This window comes from Pseudomonas artemisiae, from assembly GCF_057128685.1.
On record NZ_JBSKHS010000023.1, the window covers coordinates 25,435 to 45,718 of the forward strand.

Annotated in this window: 22 protein-coding genes; 1 reads left to right on the forward strand and 21 read right to left on the reverse strand. The window is 61.5% G+C overall.

What is annotated here, in order from left to right; all coding sequences use genetic code 11:
* Positions 1-254 precede the first annotated feature (254 nt).
* The 21 genes from ACWKV4_RS19555 to trmJ all read right to left on the reverse strand — a co-directional run bounded on the left by ACWKV4_RS19555 (position 255) and on the right by trmJ (position 19,069).
* Positions 255-1,046: an amidohydrolase gene (locus ACWKV4_RS19555; RefSeq protein ID WP_483833824.1), complete on the reverse strand. Its 792-nt coding sequence runs from the start codon at positions 1,044-1,046 to the stop codon at positions 255-257.
* Complete coding sequence (locus ACWKV4_RS19560) at positions 1,034-2,182, reverse strand: pyridoxal phosphate-dependent aminotransferase (protein WP_483833823.1); 1,149 nt, start codon at positions 2,180-2,182, stop codon at positions 1,034-1,036. The genes ACWKV4_RS19555 and ACWKV4_RS19560 overlap by 13 nt, the downstream gene beginning before the upstream one ends.
* 69 nt (positions 2,183-2,251) lie before the next feature.
* A complete protein-coding gene (gene der / locus ACWKV4_RS19565; RefSeq protein WP_483833822.1) occupies positions 2,252-3,715 on the reverse strand; it encodes a ribosome biogenesis GTPase Der in 1,464 nt (487 codons plus the stop codon).
* Positions 3,716-3,831: 116 nt separating this feature from the next.
* Positions 3,832-4,983, reverse strand: coding sequence for an outer membrane protein assembly factor BamB (bamB, locus tag ACWKV4_RS19570; RefSeq protein WP_483833821.1), 1,152 nt, complete (start codon positions 4,981-4,983; stop codon positions 3,832-3,834).
* On the reverse strand, positions 4,976-5,617 hold the full coding sequence (locus ACWKV4_RS19575; RefSeq protein WP_483833820.1) for a YfgM family protein: 642 nt from the start codon (positions 5,615-5,617) through the stop codon (positions 4,976-4,978). Before ACWKV4_RS19575 ends, bamB begins: the two co-directional genes overlap by 8 nt.
* A gap of 46 nt (positions 5,618-5,663) precedes the next feature.
* Positions 5,664-6,950, reverse strand: coding sequence for a histidine--tRNA ligase (gene hisS / locus ACWKV4_RS19580; protein ID WP_483833819.1), 1,287 nt, complete (start codon positions 6,948-6,950; stop codon positions 5,664-5,666).
* A 49-nt stretch (positions 6,951-6,999) separates the two neighbouring features.
* The gene (gene ispG, locus ACWKV4_RS19585) at positions 7,000-8,109 is read right to left on the reverse strand and encodes a flavodoxin-dependent (E)-4-hydroxy-3-methylbut-2-enyl-diphosphate synthase (RefSeq protein ID WP_483833818.1); all 1,110 of its coding nucleotides are present in this window, start codon (positions 8,107-8,109) and stop codon (positions 7,000-7,002) included.
* Positions 8,110-8,112: 3 nt separating this feature from the next.
* Positions 8,113-9,126, reverse strand: a complete 1,014-nt coding sequence (locus ACWKV4_RS19590) for a RodZ domain-containing protein (RefSeq protein ID WP_483833817.1) — start codon at positions 9,124-9,126, stop codon at positions 8,113-8,115.
* Positions 9,126-9,884: a type IV pilus biogenesis/stability protein PilW gene (gene pilW / locus ACWKV4_RS19595; RefSeq protein WP_483833816.1), complete on the reverse strand. Its 759-nt coding sequence runs from the start codon at positions 9,882-9,884 to the stop codon at positions 9,126-9,128. Before pilW ends, ACWKV4_RS19590 begins: the two co-directional genes overlap by 1 nt.
* A gap of 25 nt (positions 9,885-9,909) precedes the next feature.
* Positions 9,910-11,058, reverse strand: coding sequence for a dual-specificity RNA methyltransferase RlmN (gene rlmN / locus ACWKV4_RS19600; protein WP_483833815.1), 1,149 nt, complete (start codon positions 11,056-11,058; stop codon positions 9,910-9,912).
* 29 nt (positions 11,059-11,087) lie between these two features.
* Positions 11,088-11,513, reverse strand: coding sequence for a nucleoside-diphosphate kinase (gene ndk, locus ACWKV4_RS19605; RefSeq protein WP_263260635.1), 426 nt, complete (start codon positions 11,511-11,513; stop codon positions 11,088-11,090).
* 88 nt (positions 11,514-11,601) lie between these two features.
* Positions 11,602-11,802: a Fe-S cluster assembly protein IscX gene (gene iscX, locus ACWKV4_RS19610; protein ID WP_483833814.1), complete on the reverse strand. Its 201-nt coding sequence runs from the start codon at positions 11,800-11,802 to the stop codon at positions 11,602-11,604.
* A 14-nt stretch (positions 11,803-11,816) separates the two neighbouring features.
* Complete coding sequence (gene fdx, locus ACWKV4_RS19615) at positions 11,817-12,158, reverse strand: ISC system 2Fe-2S type ferredoxin (protein WP_483833813.1); 342 nt, start codon at positions 12,156-12,158, stop codon at positions 11,817-11,819.
* A gap of 3 nt (positions 12,159-12,161) precedes the next feature.
* The gene (hscA, locus tag ACWKV4_RS19620; RefSeq protein WP_483833812.1) at positions 12,162-14,024 is read right to left on the reverse strand and encodes a Fe-S protein assembly chaperone HscA; all 1,863 of its coding nucleotides are present in this window, start codon (positions 14,022-14,024) and stop codon (positions 12,162-12,164) included.
* A gap of 40 nt (positions 14,025-14,064) precedes the next feature.
* Positions 14,065-14,586 carry a co-chaperone HscB gene (hscB, locus tag ACWKV4_RS19625; protein ID WP_483833811.1) on the reverse strand — a complete coding sequence of 174 codons (522 nt, stop codon included), beginning with the start codon at positions 14,584-14,586 and terminating at the stop codon, positions 14,065-14,067.
* An 8-nt stretch (positions 14,587-14,594) separates the two neighbouring features.
* The gene (gene iscA / locus ACWKV4_RS19630) at positions 14,595-14,918 is read right to left on the reverse strand and encodes an iron-sulfur cluster assembly protein IscA (protein ID WP_483833810.1); all 324 of its coding nucleotides are present in this window, start codon (positions 14,916-14,918) and stop codon (positions 14,595-14,597) included.
* 36 nt (positions 14,919-14,954) lie between these two features.
* Entirely contained in the window at positions 14,955-15,341 is a 387-nt protein-coding gene (gene iscU, locus ACWKV4_RS19635; protein WP_483833809.1) for a Fe-S cluster assembly scaffold IscU, read from the reverse strand.
* Between the two features lie 54 nt (positions 15,342-15,395).
* The gene (locus ACWKV4_RS19640) at positions 15,396-16,610 is read right to left on the reverse strand and encodes an IscS subfamily cysteine desulfurase (RefSeq protein WP_483833808.1); all 1,215 of its coding nucleotides are present in this window, start codon (positions 16,608-16,610) and stop codon (positions 15,396-15,398) included.
* A 39-nt stretch (positions 16,611-16,649) separates the two neighbouring features.
* Positions 16,650-17,156: a Fe-S cluster assembly transcriptional regulator IscR gene (iscR, locus tag ACWKV4_RS19645; RefSeq protein ID WP_483833807.1), complete on the reverse strand. Its 507-nt coding sequence runs from the start codon at positions 17,154-17,156 to the stop codon at positions 16,650-16,652.
* 392 nt (positions 17,157-17,548) lie between these two features.
* Positions 17,549-18,313: a serine O-acetyltransferase gene (cysE, locus tag ACWKV4_RS19650; protein ID WP_483833806.1), complete on the reverse strand. Its 765-nt coding sequence runs from the start codon at positions 18,311-18,313 to the stop codon at positions 17,549-17,551.
* Positions 18,314-19,069: a tRNA (cytosine(32)/uridine(32)-2'-O)-methyltransferase TrmJ gene (trmJ, locus tag ACWKV4_RS19655; RefSeq protein ID WP_483833805.1), complete on the reverse strand. Its 756-nt coding sequence runs from the start codon at positions 19,067-19,069 to the stop codon at positions 18,314-18,316.
* 145 nt (positions 19,070-19,214) lie between these two features.
* Between trmJ and suhB the strand changes: the two genes are divergently transcribed.
* Complete coding sequence (gene suhB / locus ACWKV4_RS19660; RefSeq protein WP_483833804.1) at positions 19,215-20,030, forward strand: type III secretion system regulator SuhB; 816 nt, start codon at positions 19,215-19,217, stop codon at positions 20,028-20,030.
* Positions 20,031-20,284 lie beyond the last annotated feature (254 nt).

A 20,284-nucleotide genomic window follows, 5' to 3' on the forward strand; every position in this document is an offset into this window, starting at 1 on the left:
CGGGGCGAGGGTGTGCCTAGCGTCGGATGTGAACGTGGCCATTCCGTAGCAGCCAGGCTTGCCTGCGACTGGGCATACAACCGTGGTGAGGCCGGTCGCCGGCAAGCCGGGCTGCTACAGGGCGGGGCGTGCCTAGCGTCGGGTGTGAACGCGGCCATTCCGTAGCAGCCAGGCTTGCCTGCGACTGGGCATACAACGTGGTGAGGCTGGTCGCCGGCAAGCCGGGCTGCTACGGGGGCGGATTCGTGTGAGGTTTATGTTATCTCGAACCGGTCTGCATCCAAATGGGCAGGAAAGCGGGTGCGGTAGGCGGCCAGTTCGGCGCTGCTTAGGCTCAGGTGGAACACCCCCTCCGCTTCTCCGGCGTTGAGCAAGGTTTCCCCCTGAAAATCCAGCACCTGGCTGTCCCCGGTATAGCCATAGCCCTTACCGTCCGTACCCACACGGTTCACTGCCGCCACATAGCAGAGGTTCTCGATAGCGCGGGCAGGCAGCAGCCGGTTCCAATGATGGCGGCGTGCACCGGGCCAGTTGGCGGTGTACAGCAACAGGTCAGTGTCGTGGGGGTCGCGGCTCCATACGGGGAAGCGCAGGTCGTAGCAAATCAGTGGGCGTACTCGCCAACCCTTGAGTTCCAGGCGTACCTGTCGCTCGCCGGCCGCGTAATGCTCATGCTCGCCTGCCATGCGGAATAAATGGCGCTTATCGTAGTGCAGCAGGGTGCCATCTGGTCGGGCCCACAACAAGCGGTTGCGGTAACTGCCGTCCGCGGCCTGGATGATCACACTGCCGGTGACCACCGCGTCCAAGGCTTCGGCCTGGGCCCGAAGCCAATCACTGGTGGGGCCCTCCTCCGGCTCCGCCCATTCAGCCGACGCCATGGAAAACCCGGTGGTAAACATCTCTGGCAGAATCACCAGGTCTGCGCCACGGGCATCTTTCAACCGCTCGGCAAACTGTTCCAGGTTGGCCTGGCGGTCGTGCCAGGCCAGGTCGCATTGCACCAAGGCCAGTTTAAGGTCGGGTAGTTCGCTCAAATCGCGCATAGTTTCTCCGCCGCTGCTCGCAAGGTGTCTTCGCGTTTAGCAAAGCATAGGCGCACCAAGCGCTGGCCTTCCACCGGGGTGTGGTAGAACACCGAGATCGGGATGGTGGCCACGCCGTGTTCCCTAGTCAGCCAGAGGGCCATGTCCACGTCGTTCAAGTCAGGGCGAATGGCGGAATAGTCCACCGTCTGGAAATACGTGCCAGGGGTGCGGCTGAAGGTAAAGCGCGAGCGGTCCAGCAGGTCGCAGAACAGGTCGCGCTTAGCCTGGTAGAAGTCAGGCAATTCGCTCACGTGTTCCGGGTGCGCCGCCATGTAATCCGCCAACCCGCACTGCAAGGGCGTGACCGCGCAGAAATTCACATACTGGTGGATCTTGCGCAGCTCAGCGGTCAGCGCGGGTGGCGCTACCACATAACCGGTTTTCCACCCGGTCACGTGGTAGGTTTTGCCAAACGAACTCACCACGAAGCTGCGCTGGTACAACTCCGGGTGGGCCAGCACGCTGGCATGGTGGGCACCGTCGTACACCAGGTGCTCGTACACCTCATCACTGATCAGGTACAGCCCACGGGCTTCCACCAACACCGCCAGGCGATCCAGGTCCTCGCGGCTGGTCAGCGCACCGCTGGGGTTGTGGGGGCTATTGAGCATGATCAACCGAGTGCGCGGGCTCAAGGCCGCGTTCAGGCGCTCCCAGTCGATAGCAAAGGTATCCGGCGCCAACTGCACATGCACACAATGCCCACCGGCCAGTTCTACCGAAGGGGCATAGCAGTCGTACACCGGGTCGAACACGATGACCTCGTCCCCCGGCCGCACTACCGCTTGCACCGCGCAGAAAATCGCCTCGGTTGCCCCTGGGGTAATGGTCACTTCGTGGTCCGCGCTTACCTGGGCGCCATAGCCACGGGCAATCTGTGCAGCCACCTGCTCACGCAGCGCCGGCAAGCCCGCCATGGGGGCGTATTGGTTGTGCCCACCCATCACATACTTGGCCACGGCCTCGCGCAGGGCCAGGGGCCCGTCGAAGTCCGGAAAGCCCTGGCTTAGGTTGATAGCGCCAGTTTGCGCCGCCAACTGTGACATGGTGGTGAAGATGGTAGTGCCGACAGTGGGCAGTTTAGAAACGATCATCTGGGTTCCCCGCTAGCCTATCGCCCGTGGAACCGGGCGAAGGCGCAGGATAGCCGATCGCAACGGCCCTTAGCGCTTGTCCTTGCGCTTTTTCTCGGCTTTCTTGTGGTGCGACATCAAGCGGCGCTTCTTGTTGACCTGGCGGTCGGTCAGGGTGTTTTTCTTGCCCTCGTAGGGGTTTTCACCGCCCTTGTATTCAATGCGGATGGGCGTACCCACCAGCTTGAGCACGCGCCTGTAGGTGTTCTCCAGGAACCGCGTATAGGAGCGCGGGACTTTCTCCACCTGGTTGCCGTGGATCACGATCAGCGGCGGGTTGGCGCCGCCCAAGTGAGCGTAGCGCAGCTTGATACGGCGGCCATTGACCATCGGTGGCTGGTGGTCGCTCACCGCGTCTTCAAGGATCTGCGTCAAGCGGCTGGTAGGCCAGCGGGTGATGGCAGACTTGAACGCAGCTTGCACCGACCCGTACAGGTGGCCCACACCGGTACCGTGCAAGGCGGAGATAAAGTGAATGTCGGCGAAGTCCACGAAGAACAACCGGCGCTGCAGCTCGGTTTTCACGTACTCACGCTCACCGGGCTCCATGCCATCCCATTTGTTCAGGGCGATCACAATGGCCCGGCCGGTTTCCAGGGCAAAGCCCAGCAGGTTCAGGTCGTGGTCCACCACGCCTTCGCGGGCGTCCATCACGAAGATCACCACGTTGGCGTCCTTGATGGCTTGCAGGGTTTTTACCACGGAGAATTTTTCGACTTCCTCGTGGATCTTGCCGCGCTTACGCACCCCTGCCGTGTCGATCAGCGTGTACTTATCGCCATCGCGTTCGAAGGGGATATAGATACTGTCACGCGTGGTACCTGGCTCGTCATAGGTGATAACCCGGTCTTCGCCCAACATGCGGTTAACCAAGGTGGACTTGCCCACGTTTGGCCGGCCGATAATGGCAAGCTTTACACCGTCTTTTTCGCTAGGGCCCGGAATGCGGACTGCTTCCTCGCCCTCGGCGACGTCTTCACCCAGTTCGTCTTCAGAAGGGTCACGGGGGTATTGGCCCAGTGCCGCTTCCAGGAGCGCGTTCATGCCACGGCCTTGAGAGGCTGCAACCGGGACGGCATCACCCATGCCCAACGGCGCGAACTCGGCGCGGGCCATTTCCGGGTCGATATTGTCGACCTTGTTGGCTACCAGCAGCGAGCGCTTGTTTCGCTTGCGCAGGTGCTCGGCGATCATCTGGTCGGCCGCGGTGAAGCCGGCCTTGGCGTCCACCATGAACAGCACCAGGTCGGCTTCTTCGATGGCCATGAGCGACTGCTCGGCCATCTTCTCGTCCATGCCATGTTCGTCACCGGTAATACCACCGGTGTCGATCACGATATACGAACGGCCCTGCCACAGCGCTTCGCCGTATTGACGGTCACGGGTCAGGCCAGACAAGTCGCCGACGATGGCGTCGCGGCTCTTGGTCAGACGGTTGAACATGGTGGACTTGCCCACATTAGGGCGGCCAACCAGAGCGATTACGGGAACCATGCGGCTCTCCACTTTACAATTTCAGAAAGGCAAAGGCCGCTGCGGGGGCAGCGGCCATTAACGAATGCGGGATCGCCCCGCGCGCCTGGTGCCATTGGCGCCAAGCCTAGCAAGCATCACTTGATGGTCAGTGCCTCAAGCTTGCCGCTGTTGGCATACACGTACAGCATGTCGCCGACCACCAAGGGGCGAGCACGCAGGCCGTCGCCATCGACCTTGATACGGCCCACGAAGCGGCCGTCTACCTGGCTCAGCAGGTGCAGGTAACCTTCCATGTCGCCCACGGCGATATAGCTGGAGAACACTTCAGGCGCGGTCAGCTGGCGGCGCGCCAGGGCGTCGTTGCTCCATAACGCAGTGGTAGAGCGCTCGTCCACCCCTTCCACGGTACCCGTGGCACCGGCTACGTACACACTGCCAAAGCCTTGAGCAACGCCCGCGTAACTGGACGCATCGCGCTGCCACAGTACCCGGCCGCTTTCCAGTTCCAGGCCCGCCATGCGGCCCTGGTAGGTGGATACGTAGAGGGTGCCCCCGGACAGCAGCAAGCCACCGTCGATGTCCACTACCCGGTCCAGTTCGGACCGGCCTTGTGGAATGGCCACGCGGGTTTCCCATACCGGGCTACCGTTGCGAATGTCCAGGGCCACTACCTTGCCGGTGGACAGGCCAGCCACGGCCAGTTGGTTGGTTACCAAGGGCGCGCTGGTTCCACGCAGGGTGAGTACCGCCGGGGTGCTGTCGTAGACCCAGAGCTGGTTGCCGTTGCTGGCGTCCATACCGATCAGGCGATCGTCCTGGGTCTGGATCACCACTACGTCACCGTTGTTGGCAGGGGGCGCCAGTACCTCGGCTTTCACCCGGGCGTGCCAGCGCTCTTCGCCGCTGCTGGCGTCCAGGGCGACCACGTCACCGCGCAAGGTGCCGAACATAACCAGGCCACCCCCCACGCCCACGGCGCCGGAGATAGGCATTTCCATGTCTTTCTTCCACTGCACGTCGCCATTCATGCGGTCCACGGCCATGACCAGGCCATTGGTATCGGCGGCATAGAGGGTGTTGCCCTCTACCGCAGGCACCAGCATGTTGTAGGTTTCGCCCTGGCCGTCGCCGATGCCGCGGCTCCAGACCTTGCTCAGGGACACTTCTTCCTTGAAGTCTGTCAGCTCAGCGGGTGGCAGTTCTTTGTTGCTGTTGCTGCTGCAGCCCACGACCGTGACGGCCAATGCCAGCAATACCGCCTGTTTCCATCGAATCACGTCACGCATCCCCTTTGGCCAGGTCGTCGAGCTTAAGTTGGAGGTCGCCTACGGCTGCGTCATCGGCCAGCGCGCCCTTGGCCTTGCGATAAGCAGCGGCGGCGTCATCGGCGCGGCCAAGCTTCACCAGCAGGTCACCGCGCAGTTCCTCGCGGCTAGCCACGAAGGCTTTGTCGGCGTCGCCAGACAGCAATTTGAGGGCATCTTCGGCTTTGCCCTGTGCAGCCAACAATTGGGCCAAGCGCTCGCGCGCCACTTCACCAAGCGTGGGGTTGGCGGGCTTGTCGATCACCGCCTGCAATTGCCCCGCGGCGGCGTCCAGACGGCCAGCGTCCACGTTCACCTTGGCCTGGAAGAGCTTGCCGTATTGCGCATAGGCGGTGCCGCCGTAGGTTTTGTCCAGCTCACCGGCCAGGTAGTCCACCTTGGCCTGGTCTGGCTTGCCGCCAGGAGCAAGGGCTGTTTCCAACAACTGTTGGTACAGGTTGGAAGCTCCCTCGGCCTGGCTGCCCTGATACTTTTGCCAACCCTGCCAGCCCAGCACCACGACCAGCGCCAGCAGGCCGCCAGTCACCAAGGGCTTGCCGTTGCGCTGCCACCAGTCCTTTAACTGGACGACCTGTTCATCATCGCTACCCGACACCCCAATACTCCTGTGTGTTATTCACGTATGCCCACGGGGCAGTTGATCAGGCCTGCAAGGCACTGGCGAGATGATCGGCCAGCGCGCTCCAGGCGATGTCTTGTTGTTCACCCTGGCCGCGCAAGGGCTTGAACCCTATCATTTTGCGGGCCAGTTCGTCCTCTCCCAGTACCAGGGCGAAGAGCGCGTTGCTCTTGTCGGCCTTCTTGAACTGGCTTTTGAAGCTGCCACCGCCGGCATTGACCTGCAAGCGCAAGGTAGGCAGGGCGTCGCGCAGGCGCTCGCTCAGGGTAAGGGCTGCCAGCTCGGCGGCCTCTCCGATGGCGCACAGGTATACATCCACCTGGCGCGCCAAGGCTTCGGGTACCTGCTCCAAGGTTTCGAGCAGCAGGATCAAACGCTCGATACCCATGGCAAAGCCTACCCCAGGGGTGGCCTTGCCGCCCATTTGCTCGACCAGGCCATCATAACGGCCACCGGCGCACACCGTGCCTTGGGCACCGAGTCTGTCGGTCACCCATTCGAATACGGTTTTGGAATAGTAGTCCAGCCCGCGCACCAGCTTGGGGTTGATCACGTAGGGAATGCCAGCGGCATCCAGGCGCGCCTTAAGCCCGTCAAAGTGGACCTTGGACTCGTCATCCAGGTAATCCGCAAGCTTGGGTGCATCCACCAGCAGTGCCTGGGTTTCGGGCACCTTGCTGTCGAGAATACGCAGCGGATTGGTGTTCAGGCGGCGCTGGCTATCTTCATCCAGGGCGCTCAAACGCTCGGACAAGAACGCCACCAATGCATCACGATAGCGCGCGCGGGCTTCGCTGGTGCCCAGGCTATTGAGCTCCAGCTTTACCGCGTCACGGATGCCCAGCGCGCCCCATAGCCGCCAGGTAAGCGTGATCAGCTCGGCGTCGATATCGGGACCGGCAAGGTTGAACACTTCCACGCCGATTTGATGAAACTGGCGATAGCGGCCCTTTTGGGGGCGCTCGTGGCGAAACATGGGGCCGGCGTACCACAGCTTCTGGGGCTGGCCGCTGCCGGTAATGCCATGCTCCAGCACAGCCCGCACGCAGGCAGCGGTGCCTTCGGGGCGTAACGTCAGCGAATCCCCGTTACGGTCGGTAAAGGTGTACATCTCTTTTTCGACGATGTCGGTCACTTCACCAATGGAGCGCCTGAACAGCTCGGTGAATTCCACGATAGGCATGCGGATCTGGCGATAGCCATAGGCATCCAGCAGCCCAGCAACCGTGCTTTCGAAATAGCGCCAGAGGGGTGTCTGCTCGGGCAGGATGTCGTTCATGCCACGAATGGCTTGCAGAGACTTCGTCACAAGGTGTCCTTAACGATTCGATTAGCTACGGGCACTCAACCCAGGGCGCTTAGCCCCGGGCGATGAGGGCCGCGTCGGCTTCGGTTTTTTCCGCCGCCTTTTGGCGAATCAGCCGTTCGAGCTGTTCCGCCAGGTTGTCATTGGTCAGTTTTTGCGCAGGCTTGCCGTCGATGTACACCAGGTTAGGCGTGCCGCCGGTAAGCCCGATATGCGCTTCCTTAGCCTCGCCCGGCCCATTGACCACGCAGCCGATCACGGCCACATCCATAGGCACCAGCAAGTCTTCCAGGCGTTCTTCGAGTTCGTTCATGGTTTTGACCACATCGAAATTCTGCCGTGAGCAACTGGGGCATGCGATGAAATTGATGCCCCGCGAGCGCAGCCGCAAGGACTTGAGAATGTCGAACCCGACTTTCACCTCCTCGACCGGGTCTGCCGCCAGAGAGATACGAATGGTATCGCCGATCCCGTCAGCCAGCAGCATGCCCAGGCCCACCGACGACTTCACGGTGCCGGCCCGCAGGCCACCGGCTTCTGTAATGCCCAAGTGCAATGGCTGGATGATCTGCCCGGCCAGTTGACGGTAGGCCGCCACGGCCATGAACACATCGGACGCCTTTACGCTGACCTTGAAATCCTGAAAGTTCAGGCGATCCAGGTGCTCGACGTGGCGTAGGGCGGATTCCACCAAGGCTTCGGGCGTAGGCTCGCCGTATTTCTTTTGCAGGTCTTTTTCCAGGGAGCCTGCGTTCACGCCGATACGAATCGGGATACCACGGTCGCGTGCGGCGTCTACCACGGCGCGGACTCGGTCTTCACGGCCGATATTGCCCGGGTTGATGCGCAAGCAATCCACGCCCAACTCGGCTACCCGCAGGGCGATCCGGTAGTCGAAGTGAATGTCGGCCACCAAGGGCACGTTCACGTGCTGTTTAATCTTGCCAAAGGCCTCGGCGGCGTCCATGTCCGGCACGGACACGCGCACGATATCGGCACCGGCCGCTTCCAGCCGGGCGATTTGCGCCACCGTGGACATCACATCCAGGGTGTCGGTGTTGGTCATGCTCTGTACCGCGATGGGCGCATCGCCCCCCACAGGCACGGAGCCTACCCAGATTTTGCGAGAAACGCGCCTTTTGATCGGAGATTCGCCGTGCATGAATTATTGCCCCAGTTTCAGGCGAGCCGTTTCGCCCGAGATAAAGGGCGCTACGTTCACGGCCTGACCGTTATAGGTAACCTGCGCGGCCCGGGCATAGCCCAGGCGCACTTGAAGAGGTGGCTTGCCGTTCACGTCCAGGCTGTCGCCCTTGCGCTTGAGCCCGCTGGACAGCACCTTGCCGGTGGCATCGGTGACCTGGGCCCAGCAGTCGGCGGTGAATTGAATCTGTACCTGACCCGCCCCAGGCGCAAGGGCCGGTGCTGTTGCAGCCTCAGTGGCTGTGGCAGGCACTGTAGGCTGAGCAATGGCGGGTGCGTTGGCGGTTGCAGCAGGCGCGGGCGCGTGAGCGGTGGCCGGTACCGAAGGGCTTGCCAGAGCACTGGCCGCTGGCGCAACGGGCCCCTGCCCGGTGGTGGTCGAGGGCGCGGTGCCAGCCTGGGCGGGCGCTACGTCAACCTGCGGGGCCGGGGTGGGCGCGGCCTGGCTATCGGTTACGGCCTGATCCTCGGGCTCGTCAATGGGGTGAATTTGCGTGGTGCCGTCGGCGCTTTCTACCTCGACGTGCTCCATGGCAAGGCCGGTTTGATCCTTGCCGCGGGAGGCGTTCTGATCCTGCCACCACAGGAAGCCACCGCCGATCACCAGTACCAGCAGTAACAGGCTGACGATGCGCAGGATGTTGTGGGACAGCCGCACCGGTTCCTCGATGCGGCCCAGGCCGTGAACGCTCGAGCCCTGGGCATTGGTGCCAGTGTAATAGTCGAAGGCTTGCACCAAGGGAGTTTGGTCCATGCCTAGCAATTTGGCATAGGCGCGGATATAGCCGCGGGCAAAGGTGTGCCCTGGCAGCCGTTCGAAAGCGCCGGATTCCAGGTTGGCCAGCGACGTGGGGGTGAGGTTCAGCCGCGCCGCGACCTCCTGCAACGACCAGTTTCTGCTTTCGCGGGCCTGGCGCAAGGTTTCGCCGGGATTGGTGCGAGCCGCTGCTACAACTTCGGGATGCGCCGCTTTCATCATTGCTCCGACAGGTATTGCTGATATTCCGGCGTGCCGGGATAAAGCCGTTTCAGTTGCAGGCCAAAGCTCGCGGCCTGGTTCTTGTCATCGAACAACCGTGCCAGGCGGGTACCCAGCAGAAGGCTGCGGGCGTTCTGTTCGCTGAGCTGGCTAAAGCGCTCATAGTAATCGCGCGCCGGTACAAATTGCTTGGCTTGATACGATAGCTCGGCCATCTCAAGTAGCGCACGCGGCTGCTGACGATTTAACCGCAGGGCTTTATCCAGCAGTTGCCTGGCCTCGTCCTTTTTGCCCAGCATCAAGGCCGTGATGCCCAGGTTTTCGAATACCCGCGAGCGCTCTGGGTAAAGGGCGTCTTGGGAGGCCTGGCTGAATTTCTCGTAGGCTTCCTGATAGCGTTTGCGCTCGTACAGGAAGCCACCGTAGTTATTGAGAATACGCGCATCGCCCGGCCGACCGGACAACGCCTTGCGAAACTGCTGTTCCGCCAATTCCCCTTCGCCTTCAGCCTGGAACACCACCGCCAGCGCGGCATTGGCGTCCGGGTCGCTGGCGTCCAGCTCCAGGGCTTTCTTCAAGGGGACCTTGGCCCGCTCGGTTTCACCTTGTTGAAGGTAGCCCAGCCCCAACTGGGTATATGCGTCCCGCGCCTGGTCCCTGCCCTGCCGGGTTTCCATTGGGTTCACCTTGCCAGTCGTGACGCAGCCCGTAAGCATCAGGGCCAGAACAAGCATAAGCGCGTGGCGCGGGGTCATTGAGTTCCTCTCTCGGGGGGGCCGCTCAGAGCTGGCTGCCAGTGAATTGCAGCGCCCCGGCGTCGGCTTCCAGCTGACGCACGGCAATGTAACGTTCACTACGGCGAGTGCGGTCCATGACCTGCCCCACCAATTGCCCACAGGCGGCGTCGATGTCTTCGCCGCGGGTAGTACGCACGGTCACGTTGTAACCGGCCTGATGCAGCGCATCCTGGAAACGGCGAATGGCATTGTTGCTAGGCCGCTCGTAGCCAGAGTGCGGGAACGGGTTGAAGGGAATGAGGTTGATCTTGCAGGGCGTGTTACGCAACAGCTCGATCATTTCCTCGGCATGCTCGGGGCGGTCGTTCACATCCTTGAGCAGGGTGTATTCAACGGTGAGCACGCGCTTCTCGCCCAGCGAGGACATATACCGCTGGCAGGATTCAAGCAGCACCTTCAAGGGGTATTTCTTGTTGATGGGCACCAGTTCGTTGCGCAAGGCATCGTTGGGCGCATGCAGCGACAGCGCCAGAGACACATCGATGTGCTTGGCGAGTTCGTCGATCATCGGTACCACGCCTGAAGTGGACAGGGTCACCCGGCGCTTGGAGATACCGTAGCCCAGGTCATCCATCATCAGATGCATGGCGGCCACGACGTTGTCAAAGTTCAGCAACGGCTCACCCATGCCCATCATCACCACGTTGGTGATGGCACGGTCGACGGTTGCCGGGACGCTGCCAAAGGATTTGTTGGCAATCCACACCTGGCCGATCACTTCGGCGGCGGTGAGGTTGCTATTGAAGCCTTGTTTACCGGTAGAGCAGAACGAACAGTCCAGCGCACAGCCGGCCTGGGAAGACACGCACAAGGTACCGCGCTTGCCTTGGGGAATGTACACGGTCTCCACGCAACTGCCAGAGGCCACGCGTACCACCCACTTGCGGGTGCCATCGGCGGAGATGTCTTCGCTGACCACTTCGGGGCCACGGATTTGCGCGCAGGCCTTGAGCTTGGCGCGCAAGACCTTGCCGAAGTCGGTCATGGCGTCGAAGTCATCGACGCCAAAGTGGTGAATCCATTTCATCGCCTGACCGGCGCGGAAGCGCTTTTCCCCGAGCGTGTCGAAGAACTTTTCCATTTCCTGGCGGGTAAGGCCCAGCAGGTTGATCTTGTCGGCTGACGTTGTCATGAATTCACCCTTCACTCGTAAGCCTTCGCTTAGCGAGTGGTTACCTCGGTAGCAGCGAAGAAGTAAGCGATTTCGCGAGCGGCCGCGGCTTCGGAGTCCGAACCGTGAACGGCGTTGGCGTCGATGGAATCGGCGAAATCGGCGCGGATGGTGCCAGCGTCGGCTTTCTTGGGGTCGGTAGCGCCCATCAGCTCGCGGTTCTTGGCGATGGCGTTTTCGCCTTCGAGTACCTGAACAACCACAGGGCCGGAGGTCATGAAGGCAACCAGGTCGCCGAAGAAGCCGCGCTCGCTGTGCTCGGCGTAGAAGCCTTCAGCCTCGGCCTTGGACAGTTGCTTGAGCTTGGAGGCGACAACGCGCAGGCCAGCGTCTTCGAAGCGGGTAGTGATCTTGCCGATTACGTTCTTGGCAACGGCATCGGGCTTGATGATAGAGAAGGTACGTTGAACAGCCATGTGACACTCCAGCAAACAGTGAGTTAAGCAAAAATTAAACCCGCGAATTATACGCGGGTTCGGAGGTATTTCCTAACGACCAAGCATTTCAATCCACTTCTTCGATCCACAAGGCCTGGATCGCTTCCAAAACCTTCTCGCCAGAACGACCGGGGTCGTCGTCGAACGTTGGCAGGTCGATCACCCATTGGCGCAACCTGGGGAAACTCAAGGTGCGGGGATCGACCTCTGGCATGGCTTCGGCCAGCTGGATGGCGATCTCCTGCACATCCACCCATTTAAGACCCATGATCGGCTCCTGTCTCAGTGCGGCGCTTCAGCGGCGTGGTTGAGGGAGTACTTGGGGATCTCGATGGTCAGGTCGGCAGTGCCAACGATGACCTGGCACCCCAGGCGCGACTGAGCCTCCAGGCCCCAGGCTTTATCGAGCATGTCTTCTTCCATCTCGTCGGCCTCTGTCAGCGAAGCGAAGCCTTCACGCACGATGCAATGGCATGTGGTGCAGGCGCACACCCCGCCGCAGGCACTTTCCATTTCGATATGGTGTTCGTGAGCCAGCTCAAGGATGTTGGTCCCTGGCGGTACCTCCACCACCAGCCCCTGCGGGCAGAACTTCTCATGCGGCAGGAATTTCACCTGGGGCATCGGTTACTCCTCGATCTCATTCAGGTTGCGCCCGGCCAACGCGGCTTTAACCGTCGAATCCAGTCGGCGGGCGGCAAAAGCATCGGTCACTTGCGACAGACGGCGAGTCTGCTGCTCGATGGCATCGCCATCGGTACCTGTCATCAAATCACGTAGTTCTTGCATCTGGTCTTCGATGGCCATGCGCTCTTCGACATCGAGCAAACGCTCGCCATCGGCTTCTATCGCACCTTGCACGGCTTCGAGCAACCGCTCGGCGTCTACCTGATGCTCACGCAACTGGCGCGCTTGCTTATCGTGGCCAGCGAAGTCAAAGGAATCCCTAAGCATACGGGCAACTTCGCCATCAGTGAGGCCATACGAAGGCTTGACCTGGATGCTGGACTCAACCCCGGAGGCCATTTCCCGCGCCGCCACATTGAGCAGGCCGTCGGCGTCTACCTGGAAGGTCACGCGAATTTTCGCGGCGCCCGCCACCATCGGGGGGATGCCACGCAACTCGAAGCGGGCCAGGGAGCGGCAGTCGCTGACCAGCTCACGCTCACCTTGCAGCACATGGATGACCATGGCCGTTTGGCCGTCTTTATAGGTGGTGAATTCCTGGCCACGGGCCACGGGAATGGTGGTATTGCGCGGGATGACCTTTTCCATCAGCCCGCCCATGGTTTCCAGGCCCAGGGACAGTGGAATCACATCGAGCAGCAGCAGGGCTTCGCCGTCGCGCTGGTTACCGGCCAGGGTATCGGCCTGGATGGCCGCGCCAATGGCGACTACTTGATCCGGGTCGATATTGGTCAGTGGCTCGCGGCCGAACAATTGGCCCACCGCCTGACGCACACGCGGTACACGGGTAGACCCCCCGACCATCACCACCGCGCCAATCTCTTCGAGTTCAACCCCCGAATCACGCACCGCGCGACGGCACGCCTTAAGGCTGCGCGCAAGCAAGGGCTCGATCAGCGCTTCAAACGTTTTTCGGGGCAACTCCCCTGCCCAACCGCCATAGGTAATGGCCACGCTGGGCGCGGCGCTGAGGGATTCCTTTGCGGCGCAGGCTGCCTGCAGCAGTTCACGCTGAGCCGCCGGGGCAAGGTCCGTGGACAGGCCCGCCTGCTGCAGCACCCAGGTGGCGATGGCATGGTCGAAATCATCGCCGCCCAGGGCACTGTCGCCGCCGGTGGCCAACACTTCGAACACACCCCGGGACAGGCGCAGGATGGAAATATCGAAGGTACCGCCACCCAGGTCGTAGATGGCCACGAGCCCCTCGGCCTGCTGATCCAGCCCATAGGCCACGGCAGCGGCGGTAGGCTCGTTGAGCAGGCGCAGCACGTTCAAACCTGCCAGGCGGGCAGCGTCTTTGGTGGCTTGCCGCTGGGCGTCGTCGAAGTACGCAGGCACCGTTATCACCGCGCCTACCAGTTCGCCACCCAAGCTGGCTTCGGCGCGCAGCCGCAGTGAACGGAGAATTTCCGCTGACACTTCCACCGGGCTCTTGAGCCCCTGCACCGTTTCAATGAACGGCATGTGGGACTCGCCTTCGGCGAAACGGTAGGGCAACTGTTCACCGAGCTGATGTACGTCGGCGATGCCGCGGCCCATAAGCCGCTTGACGGAAAGGATGGTATTGAAAGGGTCCGACGCGGCCGCCTGACGGGCAGCCAGGCCCACCTCCACGCGATCGGGGTGGTAGCGCACCGCGGACGGCAGTATTACCTCGCCCTCAGTGTCGGCCAGGGGTTCGGACAGCCCGCTGCGCAAGGCCGCGACCAGTGAGTTGGTGGTACCTAAGTCAATCCCGACCGCCAGCCTGCGCTGATGCGGTTGAGGGCTCAGGCCGGGTTCAGCGATCTGAAGTAGAGCCATGCTTGTCTGTTATCAGGCGTGCGACCAAGGCGGCACGGGGTTAATCGTCAAGGCGCTCTTCTAACTGGCGCACTTCCTGTGAAAGCTTGTCGAGGAACTGCATGCGGCGCATCAGGCGTTCGGCCTGCTCGCGTTCGGCAGGCTGATCCCAGCAGGCGGCAAAATCATCATCCAGGGTAGCCTGCGCGGCTTTGAGCCGCTGCTTGAAGCGCGCCACGCCAGGCAGGTCGGCGCTGTCCTGCAAGTCTTCAAGCTCTTCGCGCCACTGCATTTGCTGCAAGAGGAAGCCTGGGTCGTGCACGGTCACTTCCTGAGGCACTTCCTGGCCTGCTACCTGTAAGAGGTAACGGGCGCGGCGCGGCGTACTCTTAAGGGTCTGATAGGCCTCGTTCAGCGCAGCGGACTTCTCCAGCGCCTGGCGTTGCTCAGCGGCGGGCGCATCGGCGAAGCGGTCCGGATGCACCACCCGGGCCAACTCGCGATAGCGCTCGGCCAACAGGGCTTGGTCCAGGCGGAACGCCGGCGTTAGATCGAACAGGGCAAAATGACAGGGCGTACCCACAGGCGACCTCAAACGTTGAAGCTTTCGCCGCAGCCACATTCGCCGCGCACGTTGGGATTGTTGAACTTGAAGCCTTCGTTCAACCCTTCGCGAACGAAGTCCAGCTCGGTACCGTCCAGGTACACCAGGCTCTTGGGATCAATGATCACCTTGACGCCATGGCTTTCGAATACCTGATCTTCGGATACGGTTTCGTCGACAAACTCAAGCACATACGCCAACCCGGAACAGCCCGTGGTACGGACGCCCAGGCGAATACCTTCGCCCTTGCCGCGCCCTTGGAGGGAACGACGAACGTGGTTGGCGGCGGCTTCGGTCATGCTGATGGCCATCGGAACTCCTAGCGTGCAAGCGTGTGTTTCAAGCGATTAAACCAAGCCTTTCTTCTGCTTGTAGTCGCGAACAGCCGCCTTGATGGCGTCTTCGGCAAGTACCGAACAGTGGATCTTCACCGGCGGCAACGCCAGTTCTTCGGCCAACTGGGTATTTTTGATGGTTTCGGCTTCATCCAGGGTTTTGCCCTTCATCCACTCGGTGGCCAAGGAGCTGGAGGCGATAGCCGAGCCGCAGCCGTAGGTCTTGAACTTGGCGTCTTCGATCACGCCCTGCTCGTTGACCTTGATCTGCAGGCGCATCACGTCACCGCATGCCGGCGCGCCGACCATGCCGGTGCCCACGTCTGGATCTTCTGCGTCCATCTTGCCGACGTTACGTGGGTTTTCGTAGTGGTCGATGACCTTTTCGCTGTAAGCCATGTCAGGTACTCCTCATCATTCAGTAAAGGCCGCTCTCAAGGGCGGCCCTGGTCGTCAGTGCGCCGCCCACTCGATTTTCGAGATGTCGACACCGTCCTTGTACATGTCCCACAGCGGCGACAATGCGCGCAGCTTGGTGACTGCCTCGCACACCTTGGCGGCGGCGTAGTCGATGTCATCCTCGGTGGTGAAGCGCCCGAAGGTAAAGCGAATGGAGCTATGCGCCAACTCGTCGTTGCGGCCCAAGGCGCGAAGCACGTAAGACGGCTCCAGCGACGCTGAGGTACAGGCCGAACCGGAGGACACCGCCAGGTCTTTCAAGGCCATGATCAGCGATTCGCCTTCAACATAGTTGAAGCTCAGGTTCAGGTTGTGAGGCACGCGGGCTACTTGGCTGCCGTTCACGTACAGCTCTTCGAGCTGCTCGACCTGCTTGAAGAAGCGATCGCTCAGGGCCTGCACATGGGCACGGTCCTTGACCATGTCTTGCTTGGCGAGGCGGAAGGCTTCACCCATGCCGACGATCTGGTGCGTGGCCAGGGTGCCGGAACGCATGCCGCGCTCATGGCCACCGCCGTGCATCTGCGCTTCAAGGCGCACACGCGGCTTGCGGCTTACATAAAGTGCGCCGATGCCTTTGGGGCCGTAGGTTTTGTGGGCCGAGAAGGACATTAGGTCCACTTTCAGCGCCGCCAGGTCGATGTCTACCTTGCCGGTAGACTGAGCGGCGTCCACATGGAAAAGCACGCCACGGGAACGGGTCAGCTCGCCAATGGCCGCGATATCGTTAATGGTGCCAACTTCGTTGTTCACATGCATGATCGACACCAGAATCGTGTCGTCACGCAGGGCGCCTTCGACCATGGCCGGGGTAATCAGACCGTCTTCGGTCGGGTCCAGGTAGGTGACTTCAAAACCTTCACGCTCGAGCTGGCGGGTAGTGTCCAACACTGCCTTGTGCTCGATTTTGCTGGTGATGATGTGCTTGCCCTTGCTGGCATAGAAGTGCGCAACGCCCTTGATGGCCAGGTTGTCCGACTCGGTAGCGCCGGAGGTCCAGACGATTTCACGCGGGTCGGCGTTGACCAGGTCGGCCACTTGACGACGGGCATTTTCCACCGCCTCTTCGGCTTTCCAGCCAAACACATGGGAGCGCGACGCCGGGTTACCGAAGTTCGTTTCCATGGTCAGGCAGTCGATCATCTTCGCGGCAACCCGCGGGTCGACCGGGGTGGTCGCTGAGTAGTCCAGGTAAATCGGCATTTTCATCGGGTATCTCCTAATCAGGCGCGCTCCGCTCTACGGCGGTTAGTCGACGGCAGATGTTTCAATCTTTTCGAGAACGGGCTTGTCCGGCATCGCGGCGTGGCTACCACAGCGGCGTTGATCCTGACGCTGGGCGACTTCTTGCACTTCACGGCGGCCGACCAAATCGGCCAAGCTGATGCCGCTGAGAAATTCGTGTATCTGTTCGCTCAGGTCGCACCACAGATGGTGGGTAAGGCAGGTATCGCCTGCGTGGCAATCCCCCAGCCCTTGGCAACGGGTAGCGTCAACGGATTCGTTGACTGCATCGATTACCTGGGCCACCTGGATGCCCTGCATGTTCCGGGACAGCTGGTAGCCGCCACCGGGGCCGCGCACGCTGGAAACCAGGTTGCCGCGGCGCAGCTTGGCGAACAGTTGCTCAAGGTAAGACAGCGAGATGCCCTGGCGCTCGGAAATATCGGCCAGCGACACCGGCCCGCGCTGCGCATGCAACGCCAAGTCGAGCATGGCGGTCACGGCATATCGGCCTTTGGTAGTGAGTCGCATGGTTCTGTTACCACGGTTTGCGGAAGGGACGCGATGAGGCAAGTATGCGATTCCCGAGTGTTTAAGTCAACTATAAGACCGACTAATTTACTCGGGATTAAGCCAGAAACGGAGGCGAATGATAGCACACAGTGGCGCGACCGGTCGCGCGGTGGCGCTGCGTGGGATTGTCGGCCCTGTTCGCCAGCTGCGCTGGCTCCTACACGATGACCTGGCACCTGCCCAACCTTTGGGTGCATCAGTGCGCAGGAGTGAGCGAAGCTGGCGAAAGCTGCACCGCGAGGGTGGCTGTCAGGCATCATGCACCTTTGTTTGCTGCGCGACAGCGCGGCGCCTTGGCGGCGAGGCGGCTCCTACAAGCGCAAGCGCAGCTCCCACCCTTGTAACGATCCCTAGCCCTTGGCCTCTTTCACCGGCGCAAAATCTGCCTCTTTAAGCTCGGGCAGGTCTTTGGCGCAGTAATCACTGCCCAAGCGGTTAAGTGCGCCGCACATGCCCTCTAGCCGGCTATCCACCGCCTGCAGGTGGTCGAGCATCTGGCCAATGGCGCGGGCCACCGGGTCGGGCATGTCCTGCCCTACTCCATAGGCGTCGAAGCCGATCTTCTCGGCCATGGCCTTGCGGCGGCTTTCCTGTGTGTCGCTCTGCTTGACGATGATGCGCGCCGGAATGCCCACGGCGGTAGCGCCGGCCGGTACTGGCTTGGTGACCACGGCATTGGAGCCGATTTTAGCGCCCGCACCCACGGTAAAGGGCCCCAACACCTTGGCTCCGCCGCCTACCACCACGTTGTCTTCCAAGGTAGGGTGGCGCTTGCCTGCATTCCAGGTGGTACCTCCCAGGGTTACGCCCTGATAGAGGGTAACGTCATTGCCGATCTCGGCGGTTTCACCGATAACGATGCCCATGCCGTGGTCGATAAAGAACCGCCGCCCAATGCGCGCGCCAGGGTGAATCTCCACACCGGTGAGCCAACGATTGAAATTGGATACGCAGCGAGCCAGCCATTTCCACCCCGCTTGCCACAGCCTATGCGCGACCCGATGCAACCAGATGGCGTGCAGCCCTGGGTAGCAGGTCAGCACCTCCAGGGTATTGCGCGCGGCTGGGTCCCGGTGGAATACGCTCTGGATGTCCTCTCGGATGCGCTCGAACATTTATTGATCCTTTCGTTTATAGGGCTCGCCTCGGGCGGCTTTGCGGGTTTCCGTGAGGATGCCACGCAAAATGCTCACTTCAGTGCGCTCCAGCCGACAGCGGCTATATAAACGACGCAGGCGCGCCATCAGGTGCCGAGGCTTTTCAGGGTCAAGAAAGCCAATGTCCACAAGGGCGGCTTCCATATGCCCATAGAAGCCTTCGAGTTCTTCGGTGGTGGCCAGCTCCACTGGAGGTTCTGCCTGCGCTGGCGCCACGGTGGCCAGCGCCAGGAACGCCAGCCGCACCTCATAAGCCAATACCTGCACCGCGGCGGCCAGGTTCAGGGAGCTGAATTCCGGCGCGGATGGAATATGCACATGGAAGTGGCAACGCTGCAGCTCCTCGTTGGTGAGCCCTGCATGCTCTCGGCCGAATACCAGTGCCACCTCACCGCCAGCCTGGGCGTCTTCCATGGCCTTGGCGGCGCAGGCGCGGGGGTCCAGCAGTGGCCAAGGCAGGCTACGGTCTCGGGCGCTGGTGCCCATGACCAGGCTGCAGCCCACCAGCGCTTCTTCGAGGGTAGTCACCACCACGGCGTTGGCCAGAATGTCATCGGCCCCTGAGGCACGGGCGCTTGCCTCTGCCGAGGGAAAGACATTGGGGTCGACCAGCACCAGGCGCGACAGGCCCATGTTCTTCATGGCGCGGGCCGCCCCGCCAATGTTGCCGGGATGGCTGGTGTTGACCAAAACGATGCGGATGTTTTGCAGCACCTTGGGCGCTCCCGTAGAGGAAAAGGGGGCAAATTCTACAGAAGCGACGAAAGCAATGCCATGAAGGCCCAAGGCCCACTTCTTAGCGGCGGCTTTTCTGGTAGAATGCCCGGCTCTTTTTAATGACCTAGGTGAAAGAATATCCATGCAGCCCATGCTGAATATCGCGCTGCGCGCCGCCCGCAGCGCCAGTGAACTGATCTTCCGCTCCATCGAGCGGCTGGATAGCATCAAGGTAGATGAGAAAGACGCCAAGGATTACGTCAGCGAAGTGGACCGCGCCGCGGAACAGACCATCATTACCGCGCTGCGCAAGGCCTACCCGAACCACGGCATCCTCGGTGAGGAAAGCGGCTTGCACGCGGGCAGCGGCGAGGGTGAAGACTACCTGTGGATCATCGACCCGCTGGATGGCACCACTAACTTCGTGCGCGGCGTGCCCCACTTTGCCGTGAGCATCGCCTGCAAATACCGTGGCCGCCTTGAGCACGCCGTGGTGCTGGACCCAGTACGCCAAGAAGAATTCACCGCCAGCCGTGGCCGTGGCGCCGCCGTGAACGGCCGCCGTATCCGTGTAAGCGCACGCCGCAGCCTGGAAGGCGCCCTGCTGGGCACCGGCTTCCCGTTCCGGGACAACCAGATGGAACACCTGGACAACTACTTGGGTATGTTCCGCGCCCTGGTCGGCGAAACCGCTGGCATTCGTCGCGCTGGCGCCGCTAGCCTGGACCTGGCTTACGTGGCCGCCGGCCGCTTCGATGCCTTCTGGGAATCAGGGCTGTCCGAATGGGACATGGCCGCGGGGGCGTTGCTGATTCAAGAAGCAGGCGGTTTGGTGAGTGACTTCACCGGTGGCCACGACTTCTTGGAAAAAGGCCATGTGGTGGCAGGCAACACCAAGTGCTTCAAGGCAGTACTGACGGCTATCCAGCCGCACCTGCCGGCGGCCATCAAGCGCTAATCCTCCGCCACGCCGGAAATAAAAAATCCGATGCCTGCACGGCATCGGATTTTTTTTGCCCTACAACAGTGTGTGCTTAGAACGCGTACCGCGCTTTGAACATGACCGTGTCGGCGTCGTACATTTGAGCATTCTGGGGGCTTCTAGAGGTTCGCTAGCTTTGCTAGCTCCTACAAAATGAACTGCGCCCCAAAACCTGGACAGTGATCGTTAAGCCGTTTGAGCCTGGGCCCTGTACGCTACAGGGCTTAGGT

Bases quoted from the DNA above. Each gene is read 5' to 3' on its own strand.
- iscU (WP_483833809.1), bottom strand. From the start codon at position 15,341: ATGGCTTACAGCGAAAAGGTCATCGACCACTACGAAAACCCACGTAAC.
- hscA (WP_483833812.1), bottom strand. From the start codon at position 14,024: ATGGCTCTACTTCAGATCGCTGAACCCGGCCTGAGCCCTCAACCGCAT.
- iscA (WP_483833810.1), bottom strand. From the start codon at position 14,918: ATGGCCATCAGCATGACCGAAGCCGCCGCCAACCACGTTCGTCGTTCC.
- ACWKV4_RS19590 (WP_483833817.1), bottom strand. From the start codon at position 9,126: ATGAAAGCGGCGCATCCCGAAGTTGTAGCAGCGGCTCGCACCAATCCC.
- bamB (WP_483833821.1), bottom strand. From the start codon at position 4,983: ATGCGTGACGTGATTCGATGGAAACAGGCGGTATTGCTGGCATTGGCC.
- rlmN (WP_483833815.1), bottom strand. From the start codon at position 11,058: ATGACAACGTCAGCCGACAAGATCAACCTGCTGGGCCTTACCCGCCAG.
- iscX (WP_483833814.1), bottom strand. From the start codon at position 11,802: ATGGGTCTTAAATGGGTGGATGTGCAGGAGATCGCCATCCAGCTGGCC.
- der (WP_483833822.1), bottom strand. From the start codon at position 3,715: ATGGTTCCCGTAATCGCTCTGGTTGGCCGCCCTAATGTGGGCAAGTCC.
- ACWKV4_RS19555 (WP_483833824.1), bottom strand. From the start codon at position 1,046: ATGCGCGATTTGAGCGAACTACCCGACCTTAAACTGGCCTTGGTGCAA.
- ispG (WP_483833818.1), bottom strand. From the start codon at position 8,109: ATGCACGGCGAATCTCCGATCAAAAGGCGCGTTTCTCGCAAAATCTGG.
- ACWKV4_RS19640 (WP_483833808.1), bottom strand. From the start codon at position 16,610: ATGAAAATGCCGATTTACCTGGACTACTCAGCGACCACCCCGGTCGAC.
- cysE (WP_483833806.1), bottom strand. From the start codon at position 18,313: ATGTTCGAGCGCATCCGAGAGGACATCCAGAGCGTATTCCACCGGGAC.
- fdx (WP_483833813.1), bottom strand. From the start codon at position 12,158: ATGCCCCAGGTGAAATTCCTGCCGCATGAGAAGTTCTGCCCGCAGGGG.
- ACWKV4_RS19560 (WP_483833823.1), bottom strand. From the start codon at position 2,182: ATGATCGTTTCTAAACTGCCCACTGTCGGCACTACCATCTTCACCACC.
- iscR (WP_483833807.1), bottom strand. From the start codon at position 17,156: ATGCGACTCACTACCAAAGGCCGATATGCCGTGACCGCCATGCTCGAC.
- ndk (WP_263260635.1), bottom strand. From the start codon at position 11,513: ATGGCTGTTCAACGTACCTTCTCTATCATCAAGCCCGATGCCGTTGCC.
- suhB (WP_483833804.1), top strand. From the start codon at position 19,215: ATGCAGCCCATGCTGAATATCGCGCTGCGCGCCGCCCGCAGCGCCAGT.
- pilW (WP_483833816.1), bottom strand. From the start codon at position 9,884: ATGACCCCGCGCCACGCGCTTATGCTTGTTCTGGCCCTGATGCTTACG.